The organism is Pseudomonas sp. Irchel s3a10 (genome assembly GCF_900187525.1).
Classification (GTDB): Bacteria; Pseudomonadota; Gammaproteobacteria; order Pseudomonadales; family Pseudomonadaceae; genus Aquipseudomonas; species Aquipseudomonas koreensis_G.
Genome location: NZ_FYDR01000003.1, coordinates 383700 through 408221, shown reverse-complemented (window position 1 = coordinate 408221; position 24522 = coordinate 383700). Strand labels below are relative to the sequence as shown.

The window sequence follows — 24522 nt, the reverse complement described above, 5'->3', positions numbered from 1 at the left end:
GATCGTGGCGGGCGATCTATAAACAGTGACTGCCCACCCCGCACGGCCTGGAGGCTATGTGATGTTCAAGCTCTACGGATTCTCAGTCAGCAACTACTACAACATGGTCAAACTGGCGCTGCTGGAAAAAGGCCTGCCGTTCGAAGAGGTCACGTTCTATCCGGCGCAGACACCGGAATCTCTGGCCATCAGCCCGCGCGGCAAGGTCCCGGTGCTCGGCGTAGACGCCGGTTTCATCAACGAAACCGCGATCATCCTCGAATACCTCGAACAGACTCAGAAGGGCACGCCGCTGCTGCCGAGCGATCCGTTCGAGCGCGCGCAGGTGTTGGCGATTGCCAAGGAAATCGAGCTGTACATCGAACTGCCGGGCCGTGCCTGCTATGGCGAGGCGTTCTTCGGCTCACCGGTGCCGGAGGCGATCAAGGAGAAAACCAAAGCCGAGCTGCTGTTGGGGTTCGCGGCGCTGGGTCGACACGGCAAATTCGCCCCGTACGTGGCGGGCGACAGCTTGAGCATCGCGGATTTGTACTTCCTCTACAGCGTGCCGCTGGCCTGTGCGGTCGGGCAGAAGTTGTTCGGGATCGATTTGCTGGCAGAGATGCCGAAGGCCAAGGCGCTGCTGGAGCGACTTGAGCAGAATCCGCATGTGCAGAAGATTGCGGCGGACAAAGAGTTAGCGATGCCGGCGTTTTTGGCGATGATCGCTGCCAAGAAGTGAATTTTTTGGCGTTCTGAAGGCCGCATTCGCGAGCAAGCCCGCTCCCACAGGAAATTTCTGTTGGTCACACAATGTTGTGTTCAACATCAATCCAAATGTGGGAGCGGGCTTGCTCGCGAAGCTTTTGAGCTTTAGCGGCTGGCGATGAGGGCCTGACCGCGAACCACGGCTGCCTTGACCTGCGCCGGCGCAGTCCCGCCGATATGGTCACGGGCATTCACCGAGCCTTCCAGGGTCAGCACGGCGAACACGTCCTGCTCGATCTGGTCGCTGAACTGACGCAGTTCCTCCAGGCTCATCTCGGCCAGATCCTTGCCAGTGTCTACGCCATATTTCACCGCGTGACCGACGATTTCGTGGCAGTCACGGAACGGCAGGCCACGGCGCACCAGGTAGTCCGCCAGATCGGTCGCGGTGGAGAAACCACGCAGGGCCGCTTCACGCATGATCGCGTGTTTCGGTTTGATCGCCGGGATCATGTCGGCAAACGCCCGCAGCGAATCGCGCAGGGTGTCGGCGGCGTCGAATAGCGGTTCCTTGTCTTCCTGGTTGTCTTTGTTATAGGCCAGAGGCTGACCTTTCATCAGGGTCAGCAGGCCCATCAGTGCGCCGAACACGCGGCCGGTCTTGCCGCGTACCAGCTCCGGCACGTCCGGGTTTTTCTTTTGCGGCATGATCGAGCTGCCGGTGCAGAACCGATCCGGCAGATCGATGAACTGGAACTGCGCGCTGGTCCACAGCACCAGCTCTTCGGAGAAGCGCGACAGGTGCATCATCGCGATGCTTGCGGCCGAGCAGAATTCGATGGCGAAATCGCGATCGGAAACGTTGTCCAGCGAGTTGCCGCCCACGGCGTCGAAGCCCAGCAGTTGCGCGGTGTATTCGCGATCGATCGGGTAGGTGGTGCCGGCCAGCGCGGCGCTGCCCAGAGGCATGCGGTTGGTGCGTTTGCGGCAGTCGACCAGACGCTCGTAGTCGCGGCTGAGCATTTCGAACCACGCCAGCATGTGATGCCCGAAGGTCACCGGTTGTGCGGTCTGCAGGTGAGTGAAGCCGGGCATGATGCTCGCGGCTTCGCGCTCGGCTTGCTCCAGCAGGCCTTTTTGCAGGCGGGTGATCTCGGCCAGGATCAGGTCGATTTCGTCACGCAGCCACAGACGGATGTCGGTGGCGACCTGGTCGTTGCGGCTGCGCCCGGTGTGCAGTTTCTTGCCGGTGATACCGATGCGGTCGGTCAGGCGTGCTTCGATGTTCATGTGCACGTCTTCGAGGTCGACGCGCCAGTCGAACTGGCCGGCCTCGATTTCGCCCTGAATGGTCTTCAGGCCGTCGATGATGCTGTCGCGCTCGGCATCGGTCAGCACGCCGACCTTGGCCAGCATGGTGGCGTGGGCGATCGAGCCCATGATGTCGTGGCGATACAGGCGCTGGTCGAAGGTGACGGAGGCGGTGAAGCGGGCGACGAAGGCGTCGACGGGTTCACTGAAGCGGCCGCCCCAGGACTGATTGGTCTTGTCAGTGCTCATGAATTCGCTCGTATCGGCTTGAAGAAAGAAGGCGTGAAACGCTGGCGCGGATAATAACAGGGTTGCCAATCCTGTCGCTGACACCGGTCGATACGTTTTTTTCTCATGTGCTCATTCATAGTCGGCGCCGTCTGCAGCGGATTTGCGCAAGGATATTTTTCGATTGAGCAATATCGGGCCGGCAAGCGTCTACAGTTGGACATAAGGGTCGGCGCGACTGCGGATCGCACAAAGGTCCGGACGCCGACTATAAGAAGAGGGGGTGGGTGGATTTGTCCTTTGGCATACCCCGTGAAAAACGCAGGAAACAGCGGGCTTTGAGCAGTACGACCCGGACACTGGCAAATATTGCTGGCCGACGTACGGCACTTTTTGGCGCTCGGGCTAGTCTTAGCGTGGATCGCGGTGACGGACGTCACTTCACCTGTCTACGCTATCCTTGTGCGAGACTCACGCAGGAATCCAGCGCAATATGAATGTCCTGATCGTTGATGACGAACCACTGGCTCGCGAGCGCCTAAGCCGAATGGTAAGCGAGCTCGAGGGTTATACAGTCCTGGAGCCCAGCGCCACGAATGGCGAAGAGGCGTTGGCGCTGATCGACAGCCACAAGCCGGATATCGTGCTGCTCGATATCCGCATGCCAGGCCTCGATGGCCTGCAGGTCGCTGCCCGTCTGTGCGAGCGCGAAACGCCACCGGCCGTGGTGTTTTGCACCGGCCCCGATGAATTTGCCGTGGAAGCCCTGCAGGCCAGCGCCGTGGGCTATGTGGTGAAACCCGTGCGAACCGAACATCTGCATGACGCCCTGAAACGGGCTGAACGTCCCAACCGGGCCCAACTCTCGGCCCTGACCCGTCCCGCCGCCGAAAGCGGTAATGGCCCGCGCAGTCACATCAGCGCCCGCACCCGCAAAGGCATCGAGCTGATCCCGCTGGATCAGGTGGTCTATTTCATTGCCGATCACAAATACGTGACCTTGCGCCATGAAAGCGGCGAAGTGCTGCTGGACGAGCCGCTGAAAGCCCTCGAAGACGAATTCGGCGAGCGTTTCGTGCGCATCCACCGCAACGCGCTGGTCGCCCGCGACCGCATCGAGCGTCTGCAGCGCACACCGCTGGGGCATTTTCAGCTGTTCCTCAAAGGCCTCAATGGTGATGCGCTGATCGTCAGCCGTCGGCATGTGGCCGGTGTGCGCAAGATGATGCAGGGCCTCTGAATCGGCCTTCGCGCACGGTTTCACTTTCTTCTACCGGGCATTGCAGGCCAGGGAGGCCGCGCCGTTTCTGATTCAAGTCAAAGTGGATTTGGCTGAGCTGTTATTATCCGCCGTATCTATTCAGTACGGATTGATCCATGTCCTCTCGCGAAATCCGCATCGCCACCCGTAAAAGTGCGCTGGCCCTCTGGCAGGCCGAATACGTCAAAGCCCGTCTGGAAGCGGCCCATCCGGGTCTGCTGGTGACGTTGGTGCCCATGGTCAGTCGCGGCGACAAGCTGCTCGACTCGCCGCTGTCGAAAATCGGCGGCAAGGGTCTGTTCGTCAAGGAACTGGAAACCGCGCTGCTGGAAAACGAAGCCGACATTGCCGTGCATTCGATGAAAGACGTGCCGATGGACTTCCCCGAAGGTCTTGGCCTGTTCTGTATCTGCGAACGCGAAGACCCGCGCGATGCTTTCGTTTCCAATACTTATGCCAGCCTCGATGCGCTGCCTGCCGGCGCCATCGTCGGCACCTCCAGCCTGCGGCGTCAGGCGCAACTGTTGACCCGTCGTCCTGATCTGGAAATCCGCTTCCTGCGCGGTAACGTCAATACCCGTCTGGCCAAGCTCGATGCTGGCGAATATGACGCGATCATCCTCGCGGCGGCCGGCCTGATCCGTCTCGGATTCGAAGACCGTATCACCTCGGCCATCAGTGTCGACGACAGTCTGCCGGCCGGTGGCCAGGGCGCTGTCGGCATCGAATGCCGCAGTGCCGACACGCAAATCCACGCCTTGCTCGCGCCGTTGCACCACGCCGACACCGCTTCGCGCGTGACCGCTGAACGTGCCCTCAACAAACATCTGAATGGCGGCTGCCAGGTGCCGATCGCCTGCTACGCCGTGCTTGAGGGTGAGCAGTTGTGGTTGCGTGGTCTGGTGGGCGAGCCGAGCGGTGGCAAACTGCTCAGCGCCGAAGCGCGTGCGCCGCGTGCCAATGCCGAAGCGTTGGGCGTGCAGGTCGCTGAAGCCTTGCTCGGTCAGGGTGCCGACGACATTCTCAAAGCGGTGTATGGCGAGGCAGGTCACGAGTGACTGGCTGGCGCCTGCTGCTGACGCGCCCTGCGGATGACTGCGCGGCGCTGGCCGAGGTGTTGGCCGGGCAGGGGATTTCCAGCAGTTGCCTGCCGCTTCTGGACATCGTGCCGCTGCCGGTTTCTGAGAAAATACGTCAGGCGCTGAAGCAGCTTTCGGGTTGCAGCGCGGTCATCGTGGTCAGCAAACCGGCGGCGCGGATTGCGCTTGATCTGCTGGTCGCTCATGGGCTTCAGTCGCTGTCGATGCCGTGGTTCAGCGTCGGTGCGGCGACCGCGCAGATTCTTCGCGATCACGGTCTCGACGTACACTTTCCCGCCGACGGCGATGACAGTGAAGCCCTGCTGCAATTGCCGCGTCTGCGCGAGGCGGTCACAGGGCCCGGCGCGCAGGTGCTGATCCTGCGTGGCGAGGGTGGGCGCGAGCTGCTCGCCGAGCGCCTGCGCGCGCTTGGTGCTAGTGTCGAGTATCTGGAGTTGTATCGGCGTGACCTGCCGGCCTACCCGCCGCAAGAGCTGCCGCGGCGCATTGCAGCGGAACGCTTGAACGGGCTGGTGGTCAGCAGTGGACAGGGTTTCGAGCACTTGCGCCAGATGGCCGGCGATGCCTGGCCGTCAATTGCGCAGTTGCCGTTGTTTGTGCCAAGCCCAAGGGTTGCCGAGCTGGCACGTGCCGCCGGGGCCCGAACAGTTGTGGATTGCCGCGGCGCGAGTGCCGCGGCTTTGCTGACGGCGTTACGGGAGCATCCCGTGCCCGTTCTCTAATGCAAAGGATGGATACGTGAGCGAAACAGCCTTGCCTAAAGATGATGTCCAGCCTGTGATAGATGCCCAGGTTGAAACTCCACCGCCGGCCAAAGAGCCGCGCCGAGGCAACGGACTGGCCATTGTCGCCCTGTTGCTCGGCGCTGCCGGCGTGGCGATCGGTGGCTGGGGTGTCTGGCAGGTGCGTCACCTGCAGACCAACACCGCACAACAGTCAGGCCAGGTGCAGGCACTGAACGATCAGGCACAGAGCCTCAAGCTCAACGAACAGCGCCTGACCGAGCGCCTCGCGCAGTTGCCCGGTGCCGACGAACTCGCCGAACGTCAGCGTCTGGTGACGCAACTGCAAGGTGATCAGCAGCGCCTCAATCAACGTCTGGAAACCGTTCTCGGCGCCAGCCGCAAGGACTGGCGTCTGGCCGAGGCCGAGCATCTGCTGCGTCTGGCCAGCCTGCGTCTGTCGGCCTTGCAGGACATCAGCAGCGCCCAGGCGCTGGTGCAGGGTGCCGACGAAATTCTGCGTGAGCAGAACGATCCCGGCTCGTTCGCCGCCCGTGAGCAAGTGGCGAAAACCCTCGTCGCCCTGCGCAGCACCGAGCAGCCGGATCGCACCGGTTTGTTCCTGCGCATTGGTGCCTTGCGTGATCAGGTCATCGAACTGACGGAGCTGGCGCCGGAGTACAAGGATCGCGGCGAATCGCTGCTGGGCCTGACCGCTGATGGCGATGGTGCCAGTCGCTGGGCACAGTGGTGGGACCAGGTGTCGCGCTACATCCGCATCGATTTCAATGCCGACAAGAACGTGAAGCCACTGCTGGCCGGGCAAAGTCTGAGCCAGGTGCGCCTGGCCCTGAGTTTCGCGCTGGAGCAAGCGCAATGGGCGGCGCTCAATGGCCAGGCACCGGTCTACACCCAGGCACTGACCGAAGCGCGGGATGTGCTCACGGGCAATTTCAACCCGGACAATCCGCAGAGCAAAATCATGCTCGAACAGGTTGTCGAGTTAAGCAAGCAACCGGTCACGGTCAAGACGCCGGACCTGACCGGCACGCTGAGTGCGGTGCAGGCTTATCTGGAGCGCCGTAACGTCAACGCTGAGGAGTCGGTCAAACCGTTCGCCAAACCTGCCGCCGACACCGCGCAGGAGGCCACGCCATGAAACGCCTGTATGTGATCGTGTTTCTGGTGATCGCGGCGACGGCGGCGCTGGGCCTGGCAATTGCCCAGCACTCGGGTTACGTGCTGATTGCCTACAAGAGCTTTCGCTATGAATCGAGTCTGTGGGCGACGCTGGCGGTAATTGCGGTGTTGTGGCTGCTGATCTGGGGTATCAAGGCCTTGGTCGAGCTGGTCATGGCCTCTAGTGGCGTGGTCAACCCGTGGTCGCGGCGCAACCGCAGCCGTCGGGTGCAAGTGGCGATCGAACACGGTCAGCTGGATCTGGCCGAAGGTCGCTGGGCCAGCGCGCAACGCCACCTGTATCGCGCCGCCGAAGCCGAGCGCCAGCCGCTGTTGTATTACCTCGGCGCGGCACGCGCGGCCAACGAACAAGGCAAGTACGAAGAGTGTGATCACCTGCTTGAGCGTGCGCTGGAGCGCCAGCCGCAAGCCGAGTTGGCGATTGCCTTGAGTCATGCGCAGTTGCAGACCGATCGTGGTGACACCGACGGCGCTCTGGTGACCCTGCAGGCGATGCACGAACGGCATCCGCATAACGTGCAGACCCTGCGTCAGTTGCAGCGTCTGCATCAGCAGCGCGGCGATTGGTCGGCGGTGATTCGCCTGTTGCCGGAGCTACGCAAGGACAAAGCTTTGCCTGCGGCCGAACTGGCTGAACTGGAGCGGCGTGCCTGGGGCAACAACCTGTCTCTGGCAGCGCACCGCGACGAGGATGGCAAGGTCGGTCTGCAGTCACTCACCCGTGCCTGGGAGCAGCTGACTTCTGCGCAGCGTCAGGAGCCGGCGCTGGTGCTGGCATACGCCGAGCAACTGCGTCAGTTGGGTGCTCAGGTCGAAGCTGAAGAAATCCTGCGCAGTGCCCTCAAGCGCAAGTACGACAGCCATCTCGCGCGTCTTTATGGCCTGGTGCGCGGCAGCGATCCGGCGCGCCAGTTGCAGACCGCCGAAGGTTGGCTCAAGGAACATCCTGCTGACCCGAGCTTGTTGCTGACCCTTGGTCGTCTCTGTCTGCAAGCCAGCTTGTGGGGCAAGGCGCGGGATTACCTGGAAAGCAGTCTGCGAGTGCAGCGTAACCCTGAAGCCTGCGCCGAGCTGGCGCGTCTGCTCGCGCAACTGGGTGACACCGAGCGCAGTAACCAGCTGTTCCAGGAGGGTCTCGGATTGCTGGATGAGCGTCTGCTTGCCGCGCCGTTGCCGGTGCCGGTTCACGCCTGATAACGCGAGGGAGCATGCTCCCTCGTTAACGTTAAGTGAGCGAAAAATTACCTGTGGCGGGCGTCTTGGGCAAAGTCCTACAACGGACTACACCTATTCCTCTCGCACCTGTCGGGTTTTCCCTACACTTCTGGTGAACTGTCGCCAAGGCCCCGCCTTGAAAGGCTGACAAGCTTTCCTCTACCGTAACTGCCTGTCTCCACTGTTACGGAAAAGCCATGTCGTTGGCCTGTTCACGCTCCTTGTTTTTCACGGCTTTCACTGCAGGGGCCATGGCCCTGGGAGCTTCCTATTATCTCGAATATGCGGTCGGGCTGACGCCCTGCAGCCTGTGCCTGGCGCAAAGGTTTTTCATGGCGTTGCTGACGTTCTGTTGCGGGTTGGCGGCGGTCCACGGCCCACGGCGTGTCGGCCTGTCGCTGTACTGGGTCGCCGCGCTTGGCCTGAGCCTGGGCGGGACTACGGCGGCCTGGCGACAGGTGTTGTTGCAGAGTGACCCGTTGATGCAGATGACGCGTTGCGCGCCTGATGCCGAAGCGTTGTTCAGCAACCTGCCGTGGTTGTGTGCAACGTTGCGGATGCTTAGAGGCGGTGTAGATTGTGCAGAAATTTCCTGGACGCTGTTCGATTTGAGCATCCCGGAATGGAGCCTGCTGTTCTTTGTGGCGATGTCGATCCTGGCGGTCTATCAATTGCTGCGGCTGGTCTGGAGCGCTCTGCAGCGACCGCTCAGCGGCGAAGCGTCGCACCGCACGCTGGTCAGGGATTAAACACTTGTATGAACTTTATCTCCTGCGTACCTTGAAGCCATAGGCGTGCGGGCATAATCTGGCCCGCACGTGTCATTGGATTTATGTTGCTCGATGACGCTCTGCCCGGTCGGCCTCCAAGCGATAACAGCCAGAAGAGGGGCGCGGGTGTAGAGCAGCATGACCCACAAGGGAAGAGAGATCGCCATGCTCGAAAGTTGTCAGAATGCTCAGGAACGCTGGGGTGGAGTTCATCTGCTGATCGACCGCTGGTTGCAAGAGCGTGAAGAACTGATCGGTGCCTACGACAAGTTGGGCGACAAACCACAGGCTCTGTCCGAGAACCGTAAACCCTTGCTGGAGTTCTGCGGCGTGCTGGTCGATTACGTTTCGGCCGGGCACTTCGAGATCTACGAACAACTGACCGGCGAAGCCAAGGCGTTCGGTGACACGCGCGGTCTGGAACTGGCCGAAACGCTCTACCCGCGCATCGACGTCATCACCGAAAAACTCCTCGCGTTCAACGACCTTTGCGATGAAGGCAAATGCGTCGCCGAGAAGTTCAAGGAGCTGGGTGGCCTGCTGCACGAACGCTTCGAACTGGAAGACTGCCTGATTGAAGTGCTGCACACGGCACACAAGCAGGAAGATCCGGTTCAGGCCTGACAGGTTTCTCGCAGGTATAAAAAAACGCGGTGCGCCGAAAGCGCTCCGCGTTTTTTTGTGCCTGCGAATCGGCTGCGATCAGCTCGTTGCGCCGCGCAACTCGACCTCAAACACCAGCGGGGTAAACGGCGCGATCAGATCTCCAGCCCCGTCGGCGCCATAGGCTTGATCCGATGGAATCACCAGCCGCCACTTCGCGCCAACCGGCATGTTCTGCAGTGCGGTACGCCAGCCGGCAATCACGCTGTCGAGGCTGAACCATTGCGGCTGAGTGTTCTGGTCGAACACGGTGCCGTCAGGCAAGCGACCGATATACAGCACCTGCACTTTTCCATCAGGGCCTGCCTTGGTGCCGGTGCCTGGTGTCAGCTCGGTGAGCAGGATGCCGTCAGCCAGTTGCTTCACACCCGGTTTGGCTTTTTCAGCCGTCAGAAAACGCTGCTCGTTTTCCATCGCGGCGTCGCTCGAAGGCATCGCGGCGTGTTCGGCATTTTGCGATTCATGGTCGGCCAGAATCTGTTCGATGCGCGCTTCACTCAGCGCCAGCGGCTTGCCTTGATAGGCCTGCTGCAAACCTTCCACCAGTGCCTGGATCTGCAACTGCGGAACCTCCTGACGCAGGCGCTCACCCAAGCTTGCGCCGAGGCTGTAAGCCAGATCGTGAGCGTCGTTCGCGGTGGTTTTTTCCTCGGCGTGAGCGGCGGAAAAAATCATCCAGAGGGATAAAAAAAGGTAGCGCGACATGGGCACTCTCCGTCCTGAGATGCGGGCGATTATGCCAGCGCGAACGTCTGCAACGGTGAACTGCTTTTGTCTTTGCGCAGAACATTTTCGCTTCGTTGCAACGCAACGGTTTCGTTACTGTCAAGATGACCTAGCGGCGGTAACTGCAGAGGTCTAGTATGAGCCGCACTCACGTCAGCCAGGAGGTAAACCATGTCGGCCACCAAGAAGCCTGTAAACACTCCGTTGCACTTACTCCAACAACTCTCGGGCAGCCTGCTCGAGCATTTGGAAAACGCTTGCTCCCAAGCCTTGGCTGATGCTGAAAAACTGCTCGCCAAACTGGAAAAGCAACGCGGCAAGGCGCAAGAAAAACTGCACAAGTCCCGCACCAAATTGCAGGACGCCGCTGCTGCCGGTAAAGCCAAGGCACAGAACAAGGCCAAGGCTGCCGTCAAAGAACTTGAAGACCTGCTCGATGCGCTGAAGGATCGTCAGTCCGACACTCGCGGCTACATTCTGCAACTCAAGCGCGATGCCCAGGAAAGCCTGAAACTGGCCCAGGGTGTTGGCCGTGTGCAAGAGGCTGCTGGCAAGGCGCTGTCCTCCCGCGCTGCCAAACCTGCCGCAGCTCCAGCGAAAAAAACGGCAGCCAAACCAGCTGCGGCAAAAGCCCCGGCGAAAACCGCAGCAGCCAAACCAGCGGCAAAACCAGCAGCCAAGGCACCGGCTAAAACAGCCGCCAAACCTGCTGCAAAAACCGCAGTGAAAAAACCGGCTGCGGCGAGCGCTGCGAAACCGGCCGCACGTACTGCCGCTGCCAAACCTGCAGCGACAAAACCGGCTGCCAAGCCAGCGGCCAAACCTGCTGCGCGCAAAGTCGCTCCGGCAAAAACCGCCGCAGCAAAACCTGCTGCCAAGGTAGCGGTAAAACCGGTTGCCAAACCTGCTGCGAAAACCGCTGCAGCGAAACCGGCAGTCAAGACTGCGGCCAAACCGGTCGCGGCAAAACCTGCTGCCAAGGTTGCTGCCAAGCCAGCGGCCAAGCCAGCGGCCAAGCCTGCCGCTAAAACCGCTGCCAAACCAGCTAGCAAACCTGCAGCAGCAAAACCTGCAGCTGCTGCGGCCAAGCCTGCTGCCAAACCAGTAGCCGCCAAGCCAGCTGCTAAACCAGCCGCGAAAAAACCGGCCGCTGCCAAACCCGCTGCCGCTAAACCTGCGACTGCACCGGCTGCCAAGCCGGCCGCTCCAGCGCCGGCCGCCGCACCTGCTCCAGCCGCTTCCACCTCGACCACTACGACGGCGCCAACGCCAGCCGCTGCGTCGAGCGTCAGCAGCAACCCGACCAGCGCTTCCTAAGTGCCGGTTGCCGCGACGCGCAGCACTTGCAGCGCGTCGCGGTTCGGGCTGTTGGTCGATCCCGCCAGACTCTCCAGCCATTGCCCCGACGCTGAGGCGTCATCGCGCGGCCAGTCCTGCGCAACCTGTTCCAGTTGCCACAGCAGGTGCCGTTCGGCTTCCAGCTCCAATGCTTTCATTTGTTCTCGCAGATCCTTGAGTACCGGATCGTCTTCGGCCAGGGTTTTCCATTGAGTGCGTAACGCACGCAGTGGCTGCACCACCTCCGCATCCCAAGGCCCCACCAGCGTTTTCAACTGCTTCAGGCGTTGTTCGTCGAAGGCCACGCCACGTTGTTCCAACCACAGACCGCACAGCAGCAGGCAGACATTGGCCCCCGCCGTTTGCAGTTGCAGGCAGGCAGGTTCCACGCCCGGTCGGGCGTAGGTGGCAAGGGAAAAGCTCCACAGGTCAGAGGACATCGTGCTACTCGCGCCAGTTGTGAGCGAAGCTGGTAGACTCCGCCGCCATTATGATCCGACTTCAGAACCTGACTTTACAGCGTGGTCCGCAACGTCTGCTAGAAGACGCCGAGCTGACCCTGCACGCCGGCCACAAAGCCGGCCTCATCGGTGCCAACGGCGCCGGCAAATCCAGCCTGTTCGCCTTGCTGCGCGGCGAGTTGCACCCGGACTCGGGCGATTGCCTGCTGCCGGCCGACTGGCGAATCGCGCACATGCGCCAGGAGGTCGACACCCTCGAGCGCCTGGCGGTCGACTATGTGCTCGATGGCGACCTGCGTCTGCGCGAGGTGCAACGTGACCTCGCGGCGGCCGAAGCGGCCCACGATGGCACGGCTCTGGCCCGTCTGCACGCCGAACTCGACAGCGCCGACGGCTATACCGCCGACGCTCGCGCCCGCAAACTGTTGGCAGGCCTCGGGTTCACCAACGAGCAGATGGATCGTCAGGTAGGAGATTTCTCCGGTGGCTGGAGGATGCGTCTGAACCTGGCGCAGGCCTTGATGTGTCCGTCGGACCTGTTGTTGCTCGACGAACCGACCAACCACCTGGATCTCGACGCGATCATCTGGCTCGAAGAGTGGCTGAAAAGTTACCCGGGCACCTTGCTGCTGATTTCCCACGACCGCGACTTCCTCGATGAAGTGGTTGACCACGTGGCCCACGTCGATCAACGCAAACTGACCCTCTACCGGGGCGGCTATACCGCGTTCGAACGTGCCCGTGCCGAACGTCTGGCCCAGCAGCAGCAGGCCTACGAGAAGCAGCAGGCGCAACGTGCGCACATGGAAAGCTACATCGCCCGCTTCAAGGCCCAGGCCACCAAGGCCCGTCAGGCGCAGAGCCGGATCAAGGCCCTTGAGCGTATGGAAGAGCTGTCGGCGGCGCATGTCGATTCGCCATTCGACTTCGTGTTCCGCGAATCGACCAAGATCTCCAGCCCGCTGATCGACCTGTCCGATGCGCGTCTGGGTTACGGTGACAAAACCATCCTGGAGAAGGTCAAGCTGCAACTGACCCCGGGTGCGCGGATCGGTCTGCTCGGGCCGAACGGCGCCGGTAAATCGACCCTGATCAAGAATCTCGCCGGCGAGCTTGAACCGCTGGCCGGGCGTCTGACACGTGGCGAGAACACCGTGGTCGGCTACTTTGCCCAGCATCAGCTCGATTCGCTGGATGCCAAGGCCAGCCCGTTGCTGCACTTGCAGCGTCTGGCGCCGACCGAACGCGAGCAGACCCTGCGCGACTTCCTCGGCGGTTTCGATTTCCGTGGTGCACGCATCGACGAGCCGGTGCTGAATTTCTCCGGTGGCGAGAAAGCGCGTCTGGCGCTGGCATTGATCGCTTGGGAACGGCCGAACCTGTTGCTGCTCGACGAACCGACCAACCACCTCGACCTGGAAATGCGCCTGGCGCTGACCATGGCGCTGCAGGAATTCAGCGGCGCGGTATTGGTGGTGTCTCACGATCGGCACTTGCTCAAGAGCACCACCGACAACTTCTACCTGGTCGCTGACGGCAAGGTCGAAGAGTTCGATGGCGACCTCGAAGATTACGCGCGCTGGCTGGTGGAATACCGTCAGCGTAACGCCCCGGTCAGCAACACCCCGGTCAACCCGGACAAGACCGACAAGAAGGCCCAGCGCCAGGCCGCCGCCGCGTTGCGTCAGCAGCTGGCGCCGCACAAGCGTGAAGCCGACAAGCTCGAAGCCGAGTTGGGCAAACTCCACGAAAAACTCGCCAAGGTCGACGCCAGCCTCGGTGACAGCGACATCTACGAGCCGGCGCGCAAGAACGAGTTGCGTGATCTGCTGGCCGAGCAGGCCAAATTGAAAGTGCGCGAAGCCGAGCTGGAAGAAGCCTGGATGGAAGCGCTCGAGACGCTGGAAAGCATGCAGGCGGAGCTGGAGGCGTTGTCTTGATGGAGGCTTTCAAGCTGCCATTGCCGGCGGTGTGGGTCGAGCCGCTCTGGCTCGGTGCGCAGATTCTGTTGATCCTGTTGGCCGGTTACTTCGCCCAGCGCGTCGTCGCCCGATTCCTCACGCGTCTGGGTGAGCGTTATCCTTTTCCGCCGCAGTTGCTGATGCCGCTGCGAGGTGTCCTGCGCTGGCTGATCATGGGTAGCGCGGTGATTTTTGTGCTGGAGCGCCTTGGCGTATCGGCCACGGTGCTGTGGACGGCACTGTCGGGTTTCGTCGCGGTGGCGGCGGTGGCGTTCTTCGCGATGTGGAGTGTGCTGTCGAACCTGCTCTGCGCGATTCTGATCTTCACCGTCGGCCCGTTCCGCCTGGGCGATGTGGTCGAGCTGGTGGATACCACCGACAAGCCCGGCGTCAAAGGCCGGGTGGTGGCGATCAATCTGCTCTACACCACGTTGATCGAAGCCGAGGAACTGGGGACGGGCAGCGCCATGGTGCAAGTGCCGAACAGCCTGTTCTTCCAGCGTTCGGTGCGGCGCTGGCGGGGGAGTGAAGTGTTTCCTTCCAGCGGTTTCGAGAAGTAGTCCTCGGGCGTCTGATCTGACGCCTTCGCGAGCAAGCCCGCTCCCACATTGGATCTGTGATCGACACAAATCCAATGTGGGAGCGGGCTTGCTCGCGAAGAGGCCCTCAGCCGCGCCCGAACCCTCCAGCAAAAATCGGTAGTCATCCGCGCCAAAGCGCATTAGCTTTGACGTCTGTCACGATTCAGAGTCGAGGTGTGCGATGGAGCTTCAAACATGGCTGGCATTCTTTGCCGCCTGCTGGGTGATCAGTCTGTCCCCGGGTGCTGGCGCCATTGCGTCGATGTCCAGCGGCCTGCAATACGGTTTCTGGCGCGGTTACTGGAACGCCCTCGGCCTGCAGATCGGCCTGGCGGTGCAGATCGCGATTGTCGGCGCCGGTGTCGGCGCGATCCTGACCGCCTCGGCCACCGCGTTCCATGCGATCAAATGGTTTGGTGTGGCGTATCTGGTCTATCTGGCGATCAAGCAATGGCGCGCGCTGCCCATGGACATGAGCGATGACGCGGCGGTACGACCGATCGGCAAACCGCTGGCGCTGGTGTTTCGCGGCTTCCTGGTCAACATCAGCAACCCCAAGGCACTGGTGTTCATGCTGGCGGTGCTGCCGCAGTTCATCAATCCCCACGCACCGTTGCTGATTCAGTATGTGGTGATCGGTGCGACCATGATCTGCGTGGATCTGATTGTCATGGCCGGTTACACCGGACTGGCGTCGAAGGTGCTGCGCCTGTTGCGTACACCGCAGCAGCAGAAACGCATGAACCGCACGTTTGCCGGGCTGTTCATCGGTGCGGCGGCATTTATGGCGACGTTGCGTAAAGCGGCGGTGTAAAACCTGCCGGCACAAAAAAGGCGACCTGATGAGGTCGCCTTTTTTTATCCGCCAAGACTTTGGAGTGACGCTCAATTGTGGCGAGGGAGCTTGCTCCCGCTTGAGTGCGCAGCGCTCACAAGCTTTTGGGTCTGCTTCGCAGCCCAGCGGGAGCAAGCTCCCTCGCCACAGAACGCGTTCAGCCAAGAGTCAGCGCAAGATCACCGGCTCCGTATCGCGCGGCAGGTTGTTGCGCTGCTGCGGCTCGCGCGGCTGCTCGTACCCGCCGCCACCGAGCTGCTGGCTCAGCTGCCCGGCAACGTCCTCACCCAAAGCCTTGGACACTTCACGCACCACCCGCGGGCGATTCAGCGAGATCTTGATGTCGCGGCCATTCACCAGTTTGGTGTCCTGCGCTTCGCCCATCGCCGTGAAGGCCGAGGTGATCTCGTAGGTCTTGGTGTTGATCAGGCTGAAATCCGCCACCAGCGTCAGGCCCAGCACCGCCGAATAGCTGTCGGTGTGCGCCAGCTCGTTCATGTCCTGGGTGAAGTCGATGTCCGACACGGTGCCGAACAGCACGTAGTCGGCACCCTTGAAGCTACCGGCCTTGATGCGCTTGATCACGTCGTAGACGTCACCCTTGGACGACGCGGTGTACGGCGTGCCCTGCACCAGCTGGAACATCCCGGTACGCAGGATCTCGCCCTTGATGTCGCCGGTGAATTTACGCAGTTCACCCTGTTCGATGTAGCTGGTGGTCGCTTCCAGCTCGTTGTAGCTCGAGGAACCACTGGAGCTGTAGTAACCCTCGCGGTAATTGTTCTGCGCCGAAACGATGTGGATGTACTGCTCCACGCGCTCCTGATACGCCAGATCCGTTACCGCGACTTTCGGGGCCGCTTGCACGCTGAACGCGCAAGCCAGGGCCATCATGCCAATCCATGCGCGCATTGCTTAACGCTCCGTGGTTTTGCGGATCTCTTTTTCGTCCATCCACTCGGCCAGACCGCTTTCGACGTCGATCAGTTGCAGGCTGAATTTGTAGAAGACGTCCTTGTAGTCGCTGCTGCGCTTGACGATCGAGCTGATCGAACCTTCCAGACGGTATTTGGCGGCGATCATGTTGCCAGTCTTGGCCACGGTGCTCTTCTTGTACAGGCCGCTCTGGTTCTGCAGTTTGAGCTGGTCGACCTGGCTCTGCATCGCGGTGTTGTCGCTGGCGAAGCGGGCGGTGCCGGACTTCATCAACTGAGTCTTGATGCTGGTGGTGATTTCGCGGGTATCGATGTACTCGCTGGTCTTGTTCTTCACGTCGTAGACCTGCACCACCGGGCGGCCCTGCAGAATGCCGGACTGGGCCAGCGAGCGGGTCATCGATTCGGCGATCATTTGCAGGTCGGTCGAGCCGAATTCGTTAGTCACGGTTTCAACCGCTTTGGTGTCGCCGTAGCTGATGTTCTTGCTGCCCAGGGTCGGCGAGGTGTTGGCGCAACCGGAAGCCAGCAGGGCGAGGACAGCGATCAGGGAAAAGCGTGCAAACATGGGATTGCTCTCTAAAACAGGAATAGGGTGGCGGGCTTAAGGCGTCTTGATTTCCAGACGGAAATCCACGGCTTTCGGGGTCGGGGCGATGCCCTGGATGAAGCTGGTCTGCGCGCCGTACATCATCTGGCTTTTCCAGACTTCTTCTTCCGCGACCGGGAAACCTTCCGGGCCCAGCCAGGCGAAGCGGTAGTAGAAAATCTTGTTGCTGTTGAGGGTGTTGCTCAACTGCACGTTGACCGTCATGAAGCCGTTTTCGCGAGCGACGCGCATGGCGCCGACGACGATGTGCTTTTGCGGGCCCATGGCCACGACCTTGCTCGCGGCGCTGCCCGGCTCAGGAGGTGGCGGGGTGGCGCAGCCGCTGGCCAGCACGGCGAGGGCGGCGATGGCGATGAGTTTGAAGCGCATGCAAAGACTCCGTTCTTAAGGTTGTTTGAGGCTGGCGACGTTGGTCGCAGCAGCGCTCGGGATCACGTGGGCGGCGAGACCGCCAGCGAACACCTGATTGCCTACGGCGCGCAGGCTGATCACCTGATAACGCTGATCGACGGTGACCTTGACCAGCGAACCGCCGACGGCGCTCGGCAGACTGACTTGGTGCTCGCCTTTCTTCAAGCGCAGACGCACCACTTGGGTGTTGTCCGGCAGGGTGCGCCACGTACGGGTATCGGCACCTTCCAGCACAGCTGAAGAAATACCCACGGCCAGACCGGCCAGCGGATTGGTTTCGTTGATCTGCTTCTGCGCCACGCCTTTGGTGATCGCGCGTACGGTGGTGCGCAGGATGAGCCCCGGCATGTCATCGCGCAGAGCGCGGCGGGACATGGCAGTAGTGCTGTTGAGGGCGGTCAGGTTGACTTGCTGGCCATCGACGCCAATCTGCGCGAACGGCGCGGTGGAGGTGTCAGGCTTGATGATCGGGAACGACAGCGGAGTGATCACCACGTTGTTGGAGATCGGCAATGGCAGCGGCACGCGGATCGAGTCACGCGAGGGTGCCAGACCGCTTTGCACCACGATCAGAATATCGCTGTCGTCGGACTTGCTCGGCTTGTCGAGGTTGACCAGCGCCTGTTCCAGCAGCGGGGTATTCGGGCGCAGTTCGGCCGCCTTGCGGTAGCCCGGTGCAGCCAGGTCTTTCTCGCCCAGGGCTTCGTAGACGAAACCGGCCAGGTAATGGCTGAACGCACTCTGGTAGCTGTTTTTCAGGCTGACCACTTCCGGCGCGTCGAGGCTGGCGACCGGGTAGCCTTGCAGATCCTTGTACTGAGTCTTGATGCCTTCTTTCTCGGCTTCTTCCTCACTCTTGAGGTATTCCTTGTCGCGCAGGTCGGCGATCACCGCTTCACGTTCGTGAGTTTTCTTGATCGCGGTGCGGGCGCCGTCGAAGTCATTCACCGCCAGCAGGTTGAGGGCCATCTGCGTGGTCAGCATGACTTTTTCGTAGTCGTAGCCTTCGTAGCGACGCACCTTGTCGTTGACCAGGAAGCTGCCGAACTGAGCCAGGTATTTACCGGTGTCGAGCTTGACCGAATCTTCCCACTGGCCAACCACCTGATCGGCGCTGGTCCAGGCGTTCTGGCTGCCGGACAGGTCGCCTTTGGCGCGCAGCAACTCACCTTTCTCGAAGTAATAGAGCAGGTCTTTGTCGGGGCCGGTGTTGTTCTTTTCCAGCAGGGTCAGCGCGGCGTCGACGTTGCCGGTGGCCAGTTGCTGGTTGGTCTGGGCCAGTTCCGAGTCGTAGTTGCGAAACGCCGAACAGCCGGACAGCAAAGTGACAGCGCTGAGCGCGATCAAGGTGGGAGTGCGCAATGCCATGGGGTACTTCTTCCCTGAGCTAGTAACTGCATCAGCCGCCGATGCTGGTCGGGCTGGTGTGACCCATCGACAGTGGCGCTGGCCTCCTGCCAATTCCTCATAACCAGAGGAGCTTTTATGCCGCATCGCGATAGCGCGGGCGCGGCATTATAAGCGGGCGATGCTGGCCATGTAATAGCTTTTTAATCGCACTTGTTAGTTTGGTGCCATTACTCTCTGCTTTATCGGAAACCCTTCGTTCATGGCGTTTCGGGCAGGACAAGTGCCGATCCCACATAATAGTTCTGGCCCATGAATACCCTCAGGTTGAACACTTGATGGCTGCGGTCGACGCGTACCGTGAACCCGTCTTCTGCACGAAAATACGGAAAGCGCACCTGGTGCAGGCCTTTTTTCAGGCGCAGACGGGCGACCAGGGTTTTGTCCGGCAGCGTGCGCCAGGTTCGGGTGTCAGCCTCTTCAAAAGGATCAGGATCGGTCACCACCAACGACGCCTTGGACGGATCGCGTTCGTTCTTTTGCGCTTGGCTAATGGCGGCCATGTTGGCGCGGAACATGGCGCGAGAGATGATCGCCGGCATGTCATCGCGCAAGGTGCGGATGGCCATGTCAGAGACGCTGTTGATCATGGTCAATGGGTGCTTTTTACCGTCGACGACGACCTGGGTCACGGCAGGGGTGAGGGTGTCGGGCACCATCACCGGAAACGAGATCGGGGCAACAATCGTCAGGTTTTCGTTCAGCCGCACCGGGATCGGTACTTGTACCGAACTGCGTGCCGGGGCGAAACCGGCCTGGACCACGATCAGGACCTCGCTTTCATCGGCTGCCGGGCCGGGTTTGTCCAGGTTGCGCAAAGCGTTTTCGAGCAGCGGCAAGCCCGGGCGCAACTCGATCGCCTGTCGATACCCCGGCGCTGCGAGCGCGCGTTCGCCCAGCGCTTCATAAGTGAAGCCGGCCAGATAATGGCTGAACGCACTCTGATAGCCATTCTTCAGCTCAAGCACTTGCGGGGCATCAAGGATGGCCACCGGATAGCCTTCCAGATCCTTGTAATGCAGGGTGATGCCCTGATGCCTGGCCTGTTCTTGCGCGTCTTCGTATTGCCGCTCCCGCTGGCGGGCGATCAGGGTTTCGCGCTCGTGGGTTTTCTTGATATCGGCGCGGGCCCCGTCGAAATCGTTTTCCGCCAGTTGATTGAGGGCCATTTCGGTGGTCAGCATGACTTTTTCGTAGTCGTAGCCCTCGTAACGCTGCAGCTTGTCGTTGACCAGCATGGTGCCCATTTCATTGCCGAATCGGGTCAGCAACTTCATGCCCGCGGAGGGCACGGCTTCTTCGCGCTGAAAAATCATCCGGTCGGCACTGCGCCAGGCTTCCTGGCTTTTTGGCAGGTTGGTGCCGGCGCTGAGGATCGCGCCGCGCTCCATGAAATACAGCAGATCCTTGTTTTCCCAAGGATTGTGCAGCTCCATCAGATAGAGCGCTTCGTTGAGATTGCCTTGCGCCATCTGATCGATGGTCTGCTGCATTTCCTGATCGTAATTGCGGTAAGCGGCGCACCCGCTCAGTTGCATGATGAGGCTAAGCAGCAGGCAGAACGGCAGACAATGGCGCATGGAAACGGGTTCTTCCTTGAACGGCAAAAGCACGGAGGTGACGCATTATAGGGGCGCTTTGCTGCTGCCGGGTGGACAAGGATTGCGCTAGGCTTGCGCGCTCAGCGCTCAACAGATCCGGGGCTTTAATGAATCAACTGCAAGCCATGCGCGCGTTTCGCTGCATCGTCGAATGTCGCGGGTTCAGCGCCGCCGCCGAGCGCCTCGACACCACTCACTCAACGATCTCCCGCCAGTTGCAGCAACTGGAAAGCGAGCTGGGCACGCGGCTGATCAACCGCAACACCCGGGGTTTCAACCTGACCACGGCGGGGCAGCAGTATTACGCGGCGTGCGTGGACATCCTCGAACGCCTCGATCAAGCCGCGCTGGCGGTGGGACAGGCCCATGAAAGCCCCAGCGGTGTGCTGCGCATCAGCGCGCCAATGGTGATTGGTACGCTGGAACTGGCGAGCTGGCTGCCGGCATTTCAGCAGCGCTATCCCGAGATTGAGGTGGATCTGTCCTGCGATGACCGTTTTGTCGATCTGATCGCCGAGGGTTTCGATGTGGCCCTACGCATCTGCGGGCCGTTGGCCGATTCATCCATGGTGGCGCGGTTGTTGACTGTCTCGGATATGTTGCTGGTGGCTTCGCCTGTGTATGTGGCGCGCAATGGTCTGGTGCGACAGGTGCGTGAACTCGCCGAGCATCAGTTGCTGGCGTTTGCCGGTGGCAGCGACTGGGTACTGACCGATGCACGCGGGGCGACCACGTCGGTGCGGGCTCAAGGGCGGTTCAAGGCCGATTCGATCAGTTCGCTGCACGCCGCCGCGCTGACCGGAGTCGGCATCGCCGCGTTCACTCGGGCCACGGTGCAGGACGATCTGCTCAGTGGCCGACTGGTACAGATCCTGCCCAATTGCAGCCTCGGCCAGCGCCACTATTACGCGCTGTATCCGCATGCCCGGCATGTGGCGCTCAACGTCCGGGTCTTTGTCGAATTCATGCTCGAACACTACTGCCAGGCATCGGCGCCCCTGCGCTAAACCGGTTCTACGTCGACAAAGCTTGAGTGAAAGGCGTTCGAAGTGAACAATGTGTAACTTCGCATTTCCATTTGAGAGTCATTCATGACTGCCGCGTCCCGATTCCTGGCCTGGCTGGTGTTCCCTCTGTTCGCCCTGAGCAGTTTCAACCTGCTGGCCGACACCGTGGAAGGCGCCCCGCAGGCGCTGCACCTGCTCGATTACATCAGCGCCGACTATCCGCCAACAGTCGCGGCGGGCAAGGTCGTCGACGACGGCGAATATCGCGAGCAACTGGAATTCACCCAGGTGCTGCAAGGGCTGATCGGCGGTCTGCCGGCCAAACCAGAGAAGGCTGCGCTGGAGCAGGGAGTCGAAGCTTTGCACGCGGCCATCACCGCGAAACAGGACGGCGCCGACGTCGCGCGTCAGGCCCGGCAACTGGGGGCGAAACTGGCGGTGGCGTATGAAGTCAGCCAGGCGCCGATCATCACTCCCGATCCGACCCGGGGCGCGCCGCTGTACGCGCAGAACTGCTCGGTATGTCACGGTGAAACCGGCGCCGGTGACGGCCCGGCGGGCCTCGGCATGACGCCGCCACCGGCCAACCTGCGCGATGCCGCACGCATCGACCATCTGAGTCTGTACGCGATCTACAGCACCCTCGGCCAAGGCGTCGAAGGCACCGACATGCCGGCCTTCGCCGATCAACTGGACGACCGTCAGCGTTGGGATCTGGCGACCTACATCGCCGGTTTCAGTGCCGACCCGGCCGCAGCCAAGGCCGACAAGACCTTCAACATCGCTGATCTGGCGCGCCAGACGCCGGCGGAAGTGCAGGCCGCCGAAGGCCCGCAGGTCGCCGCAAGCTTCCGTGCCCAGCGCGCGCAACCGCCGCAGGTCAAACGCGGCCCTGCACAGTTGCTCGATTACACCGCCACCACGCTGGACAAGAGCCTGGCGGCGTACCGTGCCGGTGATCACGATCAGGCTTACGACCTGTCGGTGGCGGCGTATCTGGAAGGTTTCGAACTGGTCGAAAGCTCGCTGGATAACGTCGACGCCAACGTGCGCAAGGACACCGAAAAATCGCTGATGGCCTACCGTCAGTCGTTGCAGGACGGCTTGCCGGTGGCGCAAGCCGAACAGCGTCTGGACGCGGCCAAGGGCAAGTTGAAAGCGTCTGCCGAATTGCTCGGCAGCGATGGCCTGAGCTGGTCGCTGAGCTTTATCTCCGGCCTGCTGATTCTGCTGCGCGAAGGCCTCGAAGCGATTCTGGTGCTGGCGGCGATCCTCGCGTTTCTGCGCAACACCGGCCAGCAGTCGGCGGTGCGCAGCGTCAACATCGGTTGGGGCCTGGCGTTGCTCGCCGGTCTCGGCACCTGGGCGCTGGCGGCGTATGTGATCGACGTCAGCGGCTCGCAGCGTGAACTGCTTGAGGGTGCGACGGCGCTGTTCGCCAGCGTCATGGTGCTGTGGCTCGGCGTTTGGATGCACGACCGGCGCCACGCGGCGGCCTGGCAGGATTACATCAAGCAGAGTCTGGTGGGCGGCGGCGGGCGTTTCGGCTTCGCGATCCTCGCGTTCTTCTCGGTGTACCGCGAGCTGTTCGAGGTGATCCTGTTCTATGAAACCCTGTGGCTGCAGGCTGGCCCCGCCGGGCATGACGCAGTGCTGGCCGGCGGTGCGACGGCGCTGGTGCTGCTGATCGGTCTGGCCTGGGTGATCCTGCGCGGCTCGGCGAAACTGCCGCTGACGCTGTTCTTCAGCATCAACGCCGGTCTGCTCTGTGCGTTGTCGGTGGTGTTCGCCGGGCATGGCGTGAAAGCGTTGCAGGAAGCCGGGATCTTCGGCACGCGGCCGGTGGCGTTCTTTGACTTCGACTGGCTGGGGATCCATGCCGATGCCTATTCGCTGACGGCGCAGGCGGTGGCGATTCTGGCGATTGTTGTGCTGTACGGGCGGAGTCGGATGGCCGAGAAGAAGCGGGTTTCTGCTGCCTGATCGGGTTATCGTTTGAAAGATCGCAGCCTGCGGCAGCTCCTACAGGGGTTCGGTGTATCCCTGTAGGAGCTGCCGCAGGCTGCGATCTTTTGCTTTCAAGAGGTTATCAAGATGCGTGTATGGATCGATGCCGACGCCTGCCCCCGGGCCGCCAAGGAACTGGTGGTGAAGTTTGCCCTCAAGCGCCGGTTCGAAGTGGTGCTGGTGGCCGGGCAGCCGCAGACCAAGCCAGGGCTGGCCATCGTCAAACTGATTGTGGTGCCCAGCGGCCCGGATGCGGCGGACGATTATCTGGTCGAGCACGCGGTGCCCGGTGAGCTGGTGATCTGCAGCGATATTCCGCTGGCCGATCGTCTGGTGAAGAAGGGGGTGGCAGCGCTGGATCCTCGCGGCAAGGAGTTCGATGCGCAAAACATCGGCGAGCGTCTGGCGGTGCGCAACCTGTTCACCGACCTGCGTGAACAGGGCCAGATCAGCGGCGGCCCGGCGCCGTTCGGCGAGCGGGAGAAGCAGGCGTTTGCCAATGCGCTGGACCGGATCCTGACGCGCCTGACCCGCAAACCCTGAAATAATCACCATTCCCCTGTGGGAGCGGGCTTGCTCGCGAAGGCGTCGAATCAGACAACATTGATTTGAATGACACACCGCTTTCGCGAGCAAGCCCGCTCCCACATCTCGCTCCGCATGCGGTCAGAGATCAAACATCGTTCTCGTGAGTCAGTTCGAGAACGCGATCCACCAGTTTGTTGATCCCCGAAGCCGCTTCACTGATGTTCTGCGCCAGCATGTAAGCCGGGGTCGTTACCAGTTTGCGTGCCTTGTCTTCGATGATGTCGGTCACCGCGCAGTCTTCGTGGGTGGCGCCCATCTTGTTCATCGCGGTAGCGGTGTCGGCATCGTTGCCAATGGTGCAGGTCACGCCCGGGCCGTAGATCTTCGCCGCCAGCGCCGGCGAGATGCACATCAGGCCTACCGGTTTGCCCGCTTCGGCAAACGCTTCCGCCAAGGCCAGCACTTCAGGCTGCACCGTGCAGCCGGCGCCTTCAACGGCGAAGTTCGAGAGGTTTTTCGCGGCACCGAAACCGCCGGGCACGATCAGCGCGTCGAAGTCTTCGACGTCGGCCTCGCGGATGTCTTTGATGTTGCCGCGGGCAATGCGCGCCGACTCCACCAGTACGTTGCGCGTCTCGGGCATTTCTTCACCGGTCAGGTGATTGATCACATGCAATTGCGCGACGTTCGGGGCGAAGCACTGCACTTGCGCGCCGCGTTGATCCAGACGCAGCAGGGTGATGACGCTCTCGTGGATCTCGGCGCCGTCGTACACGCCACTGCCGGACAGGATCACTGCAACTTTTTTGCTCATGGGTTTCTCTCCAGATTCATGGCGCTAAATGTCCACTAATTTATCGCGCGTTGCCATAGGCCCAAGTGGTGGCTGCACCTGCATGGAACGCTTTCTACATGGATCGCAACAACGGCGGGGTGTTCATTATTTGCGGTTGCCTG

Annotated in this window: 24 protein-coding genes and 1 pseudogene; 16 read left to right on the top strand and 9 right to left on the bottom strand. The window is 61.5% G+C overall.

Going from position 1 to position 24522, the window contains the following annotated elements:
• The first annotated feature begins 61 nt into the window (after window positions 1-61).
• Window positions 62-721, top strand: a complete 660-nt coding sequence (locus CKW11_RS11840) for a glutathione S-transferase family protein (RefSeq protein WP_095137660.1) — start codon at window positions 62-64, stop codon at window positions 719-721.
• Between the two features lie 131 nt (window positions 722-852).
• Here the strand turns inward: CKW11_RS11840 and argH are convergent, their stop codons facing one another.
• A complete protein-coding gene (argH, locus tag CKW11_RS11835) occupies window positions 853-2247 on the bottom strand; it encodes an argininosuccinate lyase (RefSeq protein ID WP_027610449.1) in 1395 nt (464 codons plus the stop codon).
• A 335-nt stretch (window positions 2248-2582) separates the two neighbouring features.
• On the opposite strand from argH, the pseudogene CKW11_RS29110 reads away from it, so the two are divergent.
• From CKW11_RS29110 to rsd, 8 genes and pseudogenes are all read left to right on the top strand, one after another.
• Window positions 2583-2723: pseudogene (locus CKW11_RS29110) on the top strand (sensor histidine kinase); the annotation flags it as partial.
• Window positions 2720-3466, top strand: coding sequence for a LytTR family DNA-binding domain-containing protein (locus CKW11_RS11830; protein WP_003229385.1), 747 nt, complete (start codon window positions 2720-2722; stop codon window positions 3464-3466). The pseudogene CKW11_RS29110 and the gene CKW11_RS11830, both read left to right, overlap by 4 nt.
• Before the next feature lie 137 nt (window positions 3467-3603).
• Window positions 3604-4545 carry a hydroxymethylbilane synthase gene (gene hemC / locus CKW11_RS11825; RefSeq protein ID WP_095137659.1) on the top strand — a complete coding sequence of 314 codons (942 nt, stop codon included), beginning with the start codon at window positions 3604-3606 and terminating at the stop codon, window positions 4543-4545.
• On the top strand, window positions 4542-5309 hold the full coding sequence (locus CKW11_RS11820) for a uroporphyrinogen-III synthase (protein ID WP_095137658.1): 768 nt from the start codon (window positions 4542-4544) through the stop codon (window positions 5307-5309). The genes hemC and CKW11_RS11820 overlap by 4 nt, the downstream gene beginning before the upstream one ends.
• A gap of 16 nt (window positions 5310-5325) precedes the next feature.
• Complete coding sequence (locus CKW11_RS11815; protein ID WP_095137657.1) at window positions 5326-6468, top strand: uroporphyrinogen-III C-methyltransferase; 1143 nt, start codon at window positions 5326-5328, stop codon at window positions 6466-6468.
• Entirely contained in the window at window positions 6465-7703 is a 1239-nt protein-coding gene (locus CKW11_RS11810; RefSeq protein ID WP_095137656.1) for a heme biosynthesis protein HemY, read from the top strand. The genes CKW11_RS11815 and CKW11_RS11810 overlap by 4 nt, the downstream gene beginning before the upstream one ends.
• 218 nt (window positions 7704-7921) lie before the next feature.
• Window positions 7922-8473 carry a disulfide bond formation protein B gene (locus tag CKW11_RS11805; RefSeq protein WP_095137655.1) on the top strand — a complete coding sequence of 184 codons (552 nt, stop codon included), beginning with the start codon at window positions 7922-7924 and terminating at the stop codon, window positions 8471-8473.
• A 186-nt stretch (window positions 8474-8659) separates the two neighbouring features.
• The gene (rsd, locus tag CKW11_RS11800) at window positions 8660-9118 is read left to right on the top strand and encodes a sigma D regulator (protein WP_095137654.1); all 459 of its coding nucleotides are present in this window, start codon (window positions 8660-8662) and stop codon (window positions 9116-9118) included.
• A 78-nt stretch (window positions 9119-9196) separates the two neighbouring features.
• Here rsd and CKW11_RS11795 read toward each other — a convergent pair whose 3' ends face one another.
• The gene (locus tag CKW11_RS11795) at window positions 9197-9862 is read right to left on the bottom strand and encodes an FKBP-type peptidyl-prolyl cis-trans isomerase (protein ID WP_095137653.1); all 666 of its coding nucleotides are present in this window, start codon (window positions 9860-9862) and stop codon (window positions 9197-9199) included.
• Between the two features lie 192 nt (window positions 9863-10054).
• Here CKW11_RS11795 and CKW11_RS11790 point away from each other — a divergent pair, with 192 nt between their 5' ends.
• Window positions 10055-11200: an AlgP family protein gene (locus tag CKW11_RS11790; RefSeq protein WP_095137652.1), complete on the top strand. Its 1146-nt coding sequence runs from the start codon at window positions 10055-10057 to the stop codon at window positions 11198-11200.
• Here the strand turns inward: CKW11_RS11790 and CKW11_RS11785 are convergent.
• Window positions 11197-11661 carry a TIGR02444 family protein gene (locus CKW11_RS11785; RefSeq protein ID WP_095137651.1) on the bottom strand — a complete coding sequence of 155 codons (465 nt, stop codon included), beginning with the start codon at window positions 11659-11661 and terminating at the stop codon, window positions 11197-11199. The genes CKW11_RS11790 and CKW11_RS11785 overlap by 4 nt on opposite strands.
• 50 nt (window positions 11662-11711) lie before the next feature.
• Between CKW11_RS11785 and CKW11_RS11780 the strand changes: the two genes are divergently transcribed.
• From CKW11_RS11780 to CKW11_RS11770, 3 genes are all read left to right on the top strand, one after another.
• Entirely contained in the window at window positions 11712-13622 is a 1911-nt protein-coding gene (locus CKW11_RS11780) for an ATP-binding cassette domain-containing protein (RefSeq protein WP_003229372.1), read from the top strand.
• On the top strand, window positions 13622-14203 hold the full coding sequence (locus CKW11_RS11775) for a mechanosensitive ion channel family protein (protein WP_095137650.1): 582 nt from the start codon (window positions 13622-13624) through the stop codon (window positions 14201-14203). The genes CKW11_RS11780 and CKW11_RS11775 overlap by 1 nt, the downstream gene beginning before the upstream one ends.
• A gap of 202 nt (window positions 14204-14405) precedes the next feature.
• The gene (locus CKW11_RS11770; protein ID WP_027610461.1) at window positions 14406-15038 is read left to right on the top strand and encodes a LysE family transporter; all 633 of its coding nucleotides are present in this window, start codon (window positions 14406-14408) and stop codon (window positions 15036-15038) included.
• Window positions 15039-15227: 189 nt separating this feature from the next.
• Here CKW11_RS11770 and CKW11_RS11765 read toward each other — a convergent pair whose 3' ends face one another.
• The 5 genes from CKW11_RS11765 to CKW11_RS11745 form a co-directional block, all read right to left on the bottom strand.
• Window positions 15228-15971 (bottom strand): penicillin-binding protein activator LpoB, encoded by a 744-nt coding sequence (locus tag CKW11_RS11765; protein WP_095137649.1) that lies wholly within the window; start codon window positions 15969-15971, stop codon window positions 15228-15230.
• Window positions 15972-15974: 3 nt separating this feature from the next.
• Entirely contained in the window at window positions 15975-16562 is a 588-nt protein-coding gene (gene lpoB / locus CKW11_RS11760; protein ID WP_003229365.1) for a penicillin-binding protein activator LpoB, read from the bottom strand.
• A gap of 36 nt (window positions 16563-16598) precedes the next feature.
• A complete protein-coding gene (locus CKW11_RS11755) occupies window positions 16599-16973 on the bottom strand; it encodes a YcfL family protein (protein ID WP_095137648.1) in 375 nt (124 codons plus the stop codon).
• Between the two features lie 15 nt (window positions 16974-16988).
• Window positions 16989-18383 (bottom strand): COG3014 family protein, encoded by a 1395-nt coding sequence (locus tag CKW11_RS11750; protein WP_095137647.1) that lies wholly within the window; start codon window positions 18381-18383, stop codon window positions 16989-16991.
• A 239-nt stretch (window positions 18384-18622) separates the two neighbouring features.
• Complete coding sequence (locus tag CKW11_RS11745; RefSeq protein WP_095137646.1) at window positions 18623-20002, bottom strand: COG3014 family protein; 1380 nt, start codon at window positions 20000-20002, stop codon at window positions 18623-18625.
• A 128-nt stretch (window positions 20003-20130) separates the two neighbouring features.
• Between CKW11_RS11745 and CKW11_RS11740 the strand changes: the two genes are divergently transcribed.
• The 3 genes from CKW11_RS11740 to CKW11_RS11730 all read left to right on the top strand — a co-directional run bounded on the left by CKW11_RS11740 (window position 20131) and on the right by CKW11_RS11730 (window position 23580).
• The gene (locus tag CKW11_RS11740) at window positions 20131-21030 is read left to right on the top strand and encodes a LysR family transcriptional regulator (protein WP_095137645.1); all 900 of its coding nucleotides are present in this window, start codon (window positions 20131-20133) and stop codon (window positions 21028-21030) included.
• A gap of 84 nt (window positions 21031-21114) precedes the next feature.
• Entirely contained in the window at window positions 21115-23013 is a 1899-nt protein-coding gene (locus tag CKW11_RS11735) for an FTR1 family protein (RefSeq protein WP_095137644.1), read from the top strand.
• 111 nt (window positions 23014-23124) lie between these two features.
• Window positions 23125-23580 carry a YaiI/YqxD family protein gene (locus tag CKW11_RS11730; RefSeq protein ID WP_095137643.1) on the top strand — a complete coding sequence of 152 codons (456 nt, stop codon included), beginning with the start codon at window positions 23125-23127 and terminating at the stop codon, window positions 23578-23580.
• A 130-nt stretch (window positions 23581-23710) separates the two neighbouring features.
• Here CKW11_RS11730 and elbB read toward each other — a convergent pair whose 3' ends face one another.
• On the bottom strand, window positions 23711-24379 hold the full coding sequence (elbB, locus tag CKW11_RS11725; RefSeq protein WP_095137642.1) for an isoprenoid biosynthesis glyoxalase ElbB: 669 nt from the start codon (window positions 24377-24379) through the stop codon (window positions 23711-23713).
• Window positions 24380-24522 lie beyond the last annotated feature (143 nt).

Excerpts from the sequence above, each read along its gene's own strand:
- CKW11_RS11840 (WP_095137660.1), top strand. The coding sequence starts at position 62 with ATGTTCAAGCTCTACGGATTCTCAGTCAGCAACTACTACAACATGGTC.
- argH (WP_027610449.1), bottom strand. The coding sequence starts at position 2,247 with ATGAGCACTGACAAGACCAATCAGTCCTGGGGCGGCCGCTTCAGTGAA.
- CKW11_RS11830 (WP_003229385.1), top strand. The coding sequence starts at position 2,720 with ATGAATGTCCTGATCGTTGATGACGAACCACTGGCTCGCGAGCGCCTA.
- hemC (WP_095137659.1), top strand. The coding sequence starts at position 3,604 with ATGTCCTCTCGCGAAATCCGCATCGCCACCCGTAAAAGTGCGCTGGCC.
- CKW11_RS11810 (WP_095137656.1), top strand. The coding sequence starts at position 6,465 with ATGAAACGCCTGTATGTGATCGTGTTTCTGGTGATCGCGGCGACGGCG.
- CKW11_RS11805 (WP_095137655.1), top strand. The coding sequence starts at position 7,922 with ATGTCGTTGGCCTGTTCACGCTCCTTGTTTTTCACGGCTTTCACTGCA.
- rsd (WP_095137654.1), top strand. The coding sequence starts at position 8,660 with ATGCTCGAAAGTTGTCAGAATGCTCAGGAACGCTGGGGTGGAGTTCAT.
- CKW11_RS11795 (WP_095137653.1), bottom strand. The coding sequence starts at position 9,862 with ATGTCGCGCTACCTTTTTTTATCCCTCTGGATGATTTTTTCCGCCGCT.
- CKW11_RS11790 (WP_095137652.1), top strand. The coding sequence starts at position 10,055 with ATGTCGGCCACCAAGAAGCCTGTAAACACTCCGTTGCACTTACTCCAA.
- CKW11_RS11785 (WP_095137651.1), bottom strand. The coding sequence starts at position 11,661 with ATGTCCTCTGACCTGTGGAGCTTTTCCCTTGCCACCTACGCCCGACCG.
- CKW11_RS11780 (WP_003229372.1), top strand. The coding sequence starts at position 11,712 with ATGATCCGACTTCAGAACCTGACTTTACAGCGTGGTCCGCAACGTCTG.
- CKW11_RS11775 (WP_095137650.1), top strand. The coding sequence starts at position 13,622 with ATGGAGGCTTTCAAGCTGCCATTGCCGGCGGTGTGGGTCGAGCCGCTC.
- CKW11_RS11770 (WP_027610461.1), top strand. The coding sequence starts at position 14,406 with ATGGAGCTTCAAACATGGCTGGCATTCTTTGCCGCCTGCTGGGTGATC.
- CKW11_RS11765 (WP_095137649.1), bottom strand. The coding sequence starts at position 15,971 with ATGCGCGCATGGATTGGCATGATGGCCCTGGCTTGCGCGTTCAGCGTG.
- lpoB (WP_003229365.1), bottom strand. The coding sequence starts at position 16,562 with ATGTTTGCACGCTTTTCCCTGATCGCTGTCCTCGCCCTGCTGGCTTCC.
- CKW11_RS11755 (WP_095137648.1), bottom strand. The coding sequence starts at position 16,973 with ATGCGCTTCAAACTCATCGCCATCGCCGCCCTCGCCGTGCTGGCCAGC.
- CKW11_RS11750 (WP_095137647.1), bottom strand. The coding sequence starts at position 18,383 with ATGGCATTGCGCACTCCCACCTTGATCGCGCTCAGCGCTGTCACTTTG.
- CKW11_RS11745 (WP_095137646.1), bottom strand. The coding sequence starts at position 20,002 with ATGCGCCATTGTCTGCCGTTCTGCCTGCTGCTTAGCCTCATCATGCAA.
- CKW11_RS11740 (WP_095137645.1), top strand. The coding sequence starts at position 20,131 with ATGAATCAACTGCAAGCCATGCGCGCGTTTCGCTGCATCGTCGAATGT.
- CKW11_RS11735 (WP_095137644.1), top strand. The coding sequence starts at position 21,115 with ATGACTGCCGCGTCCCGATTCCTGGCCTGGCTGGTGTTCCCTCTGTTC.
- CKW11_RS11730 (WP_095137643.1), top strand. The coding sequence starts at position 23,125 with ATGCGTGTATGGATCGATGCCGACGCCTGCCCCCGGGCCGCCAAGGAA.
- elbB (WP_095137642.1), bottom strand. The coding sequence starts at position 24,379 with ATGAGCAAAAAAGTTGCAGTGATCCTGTCCGGCAGTGGCGTGTACGAC.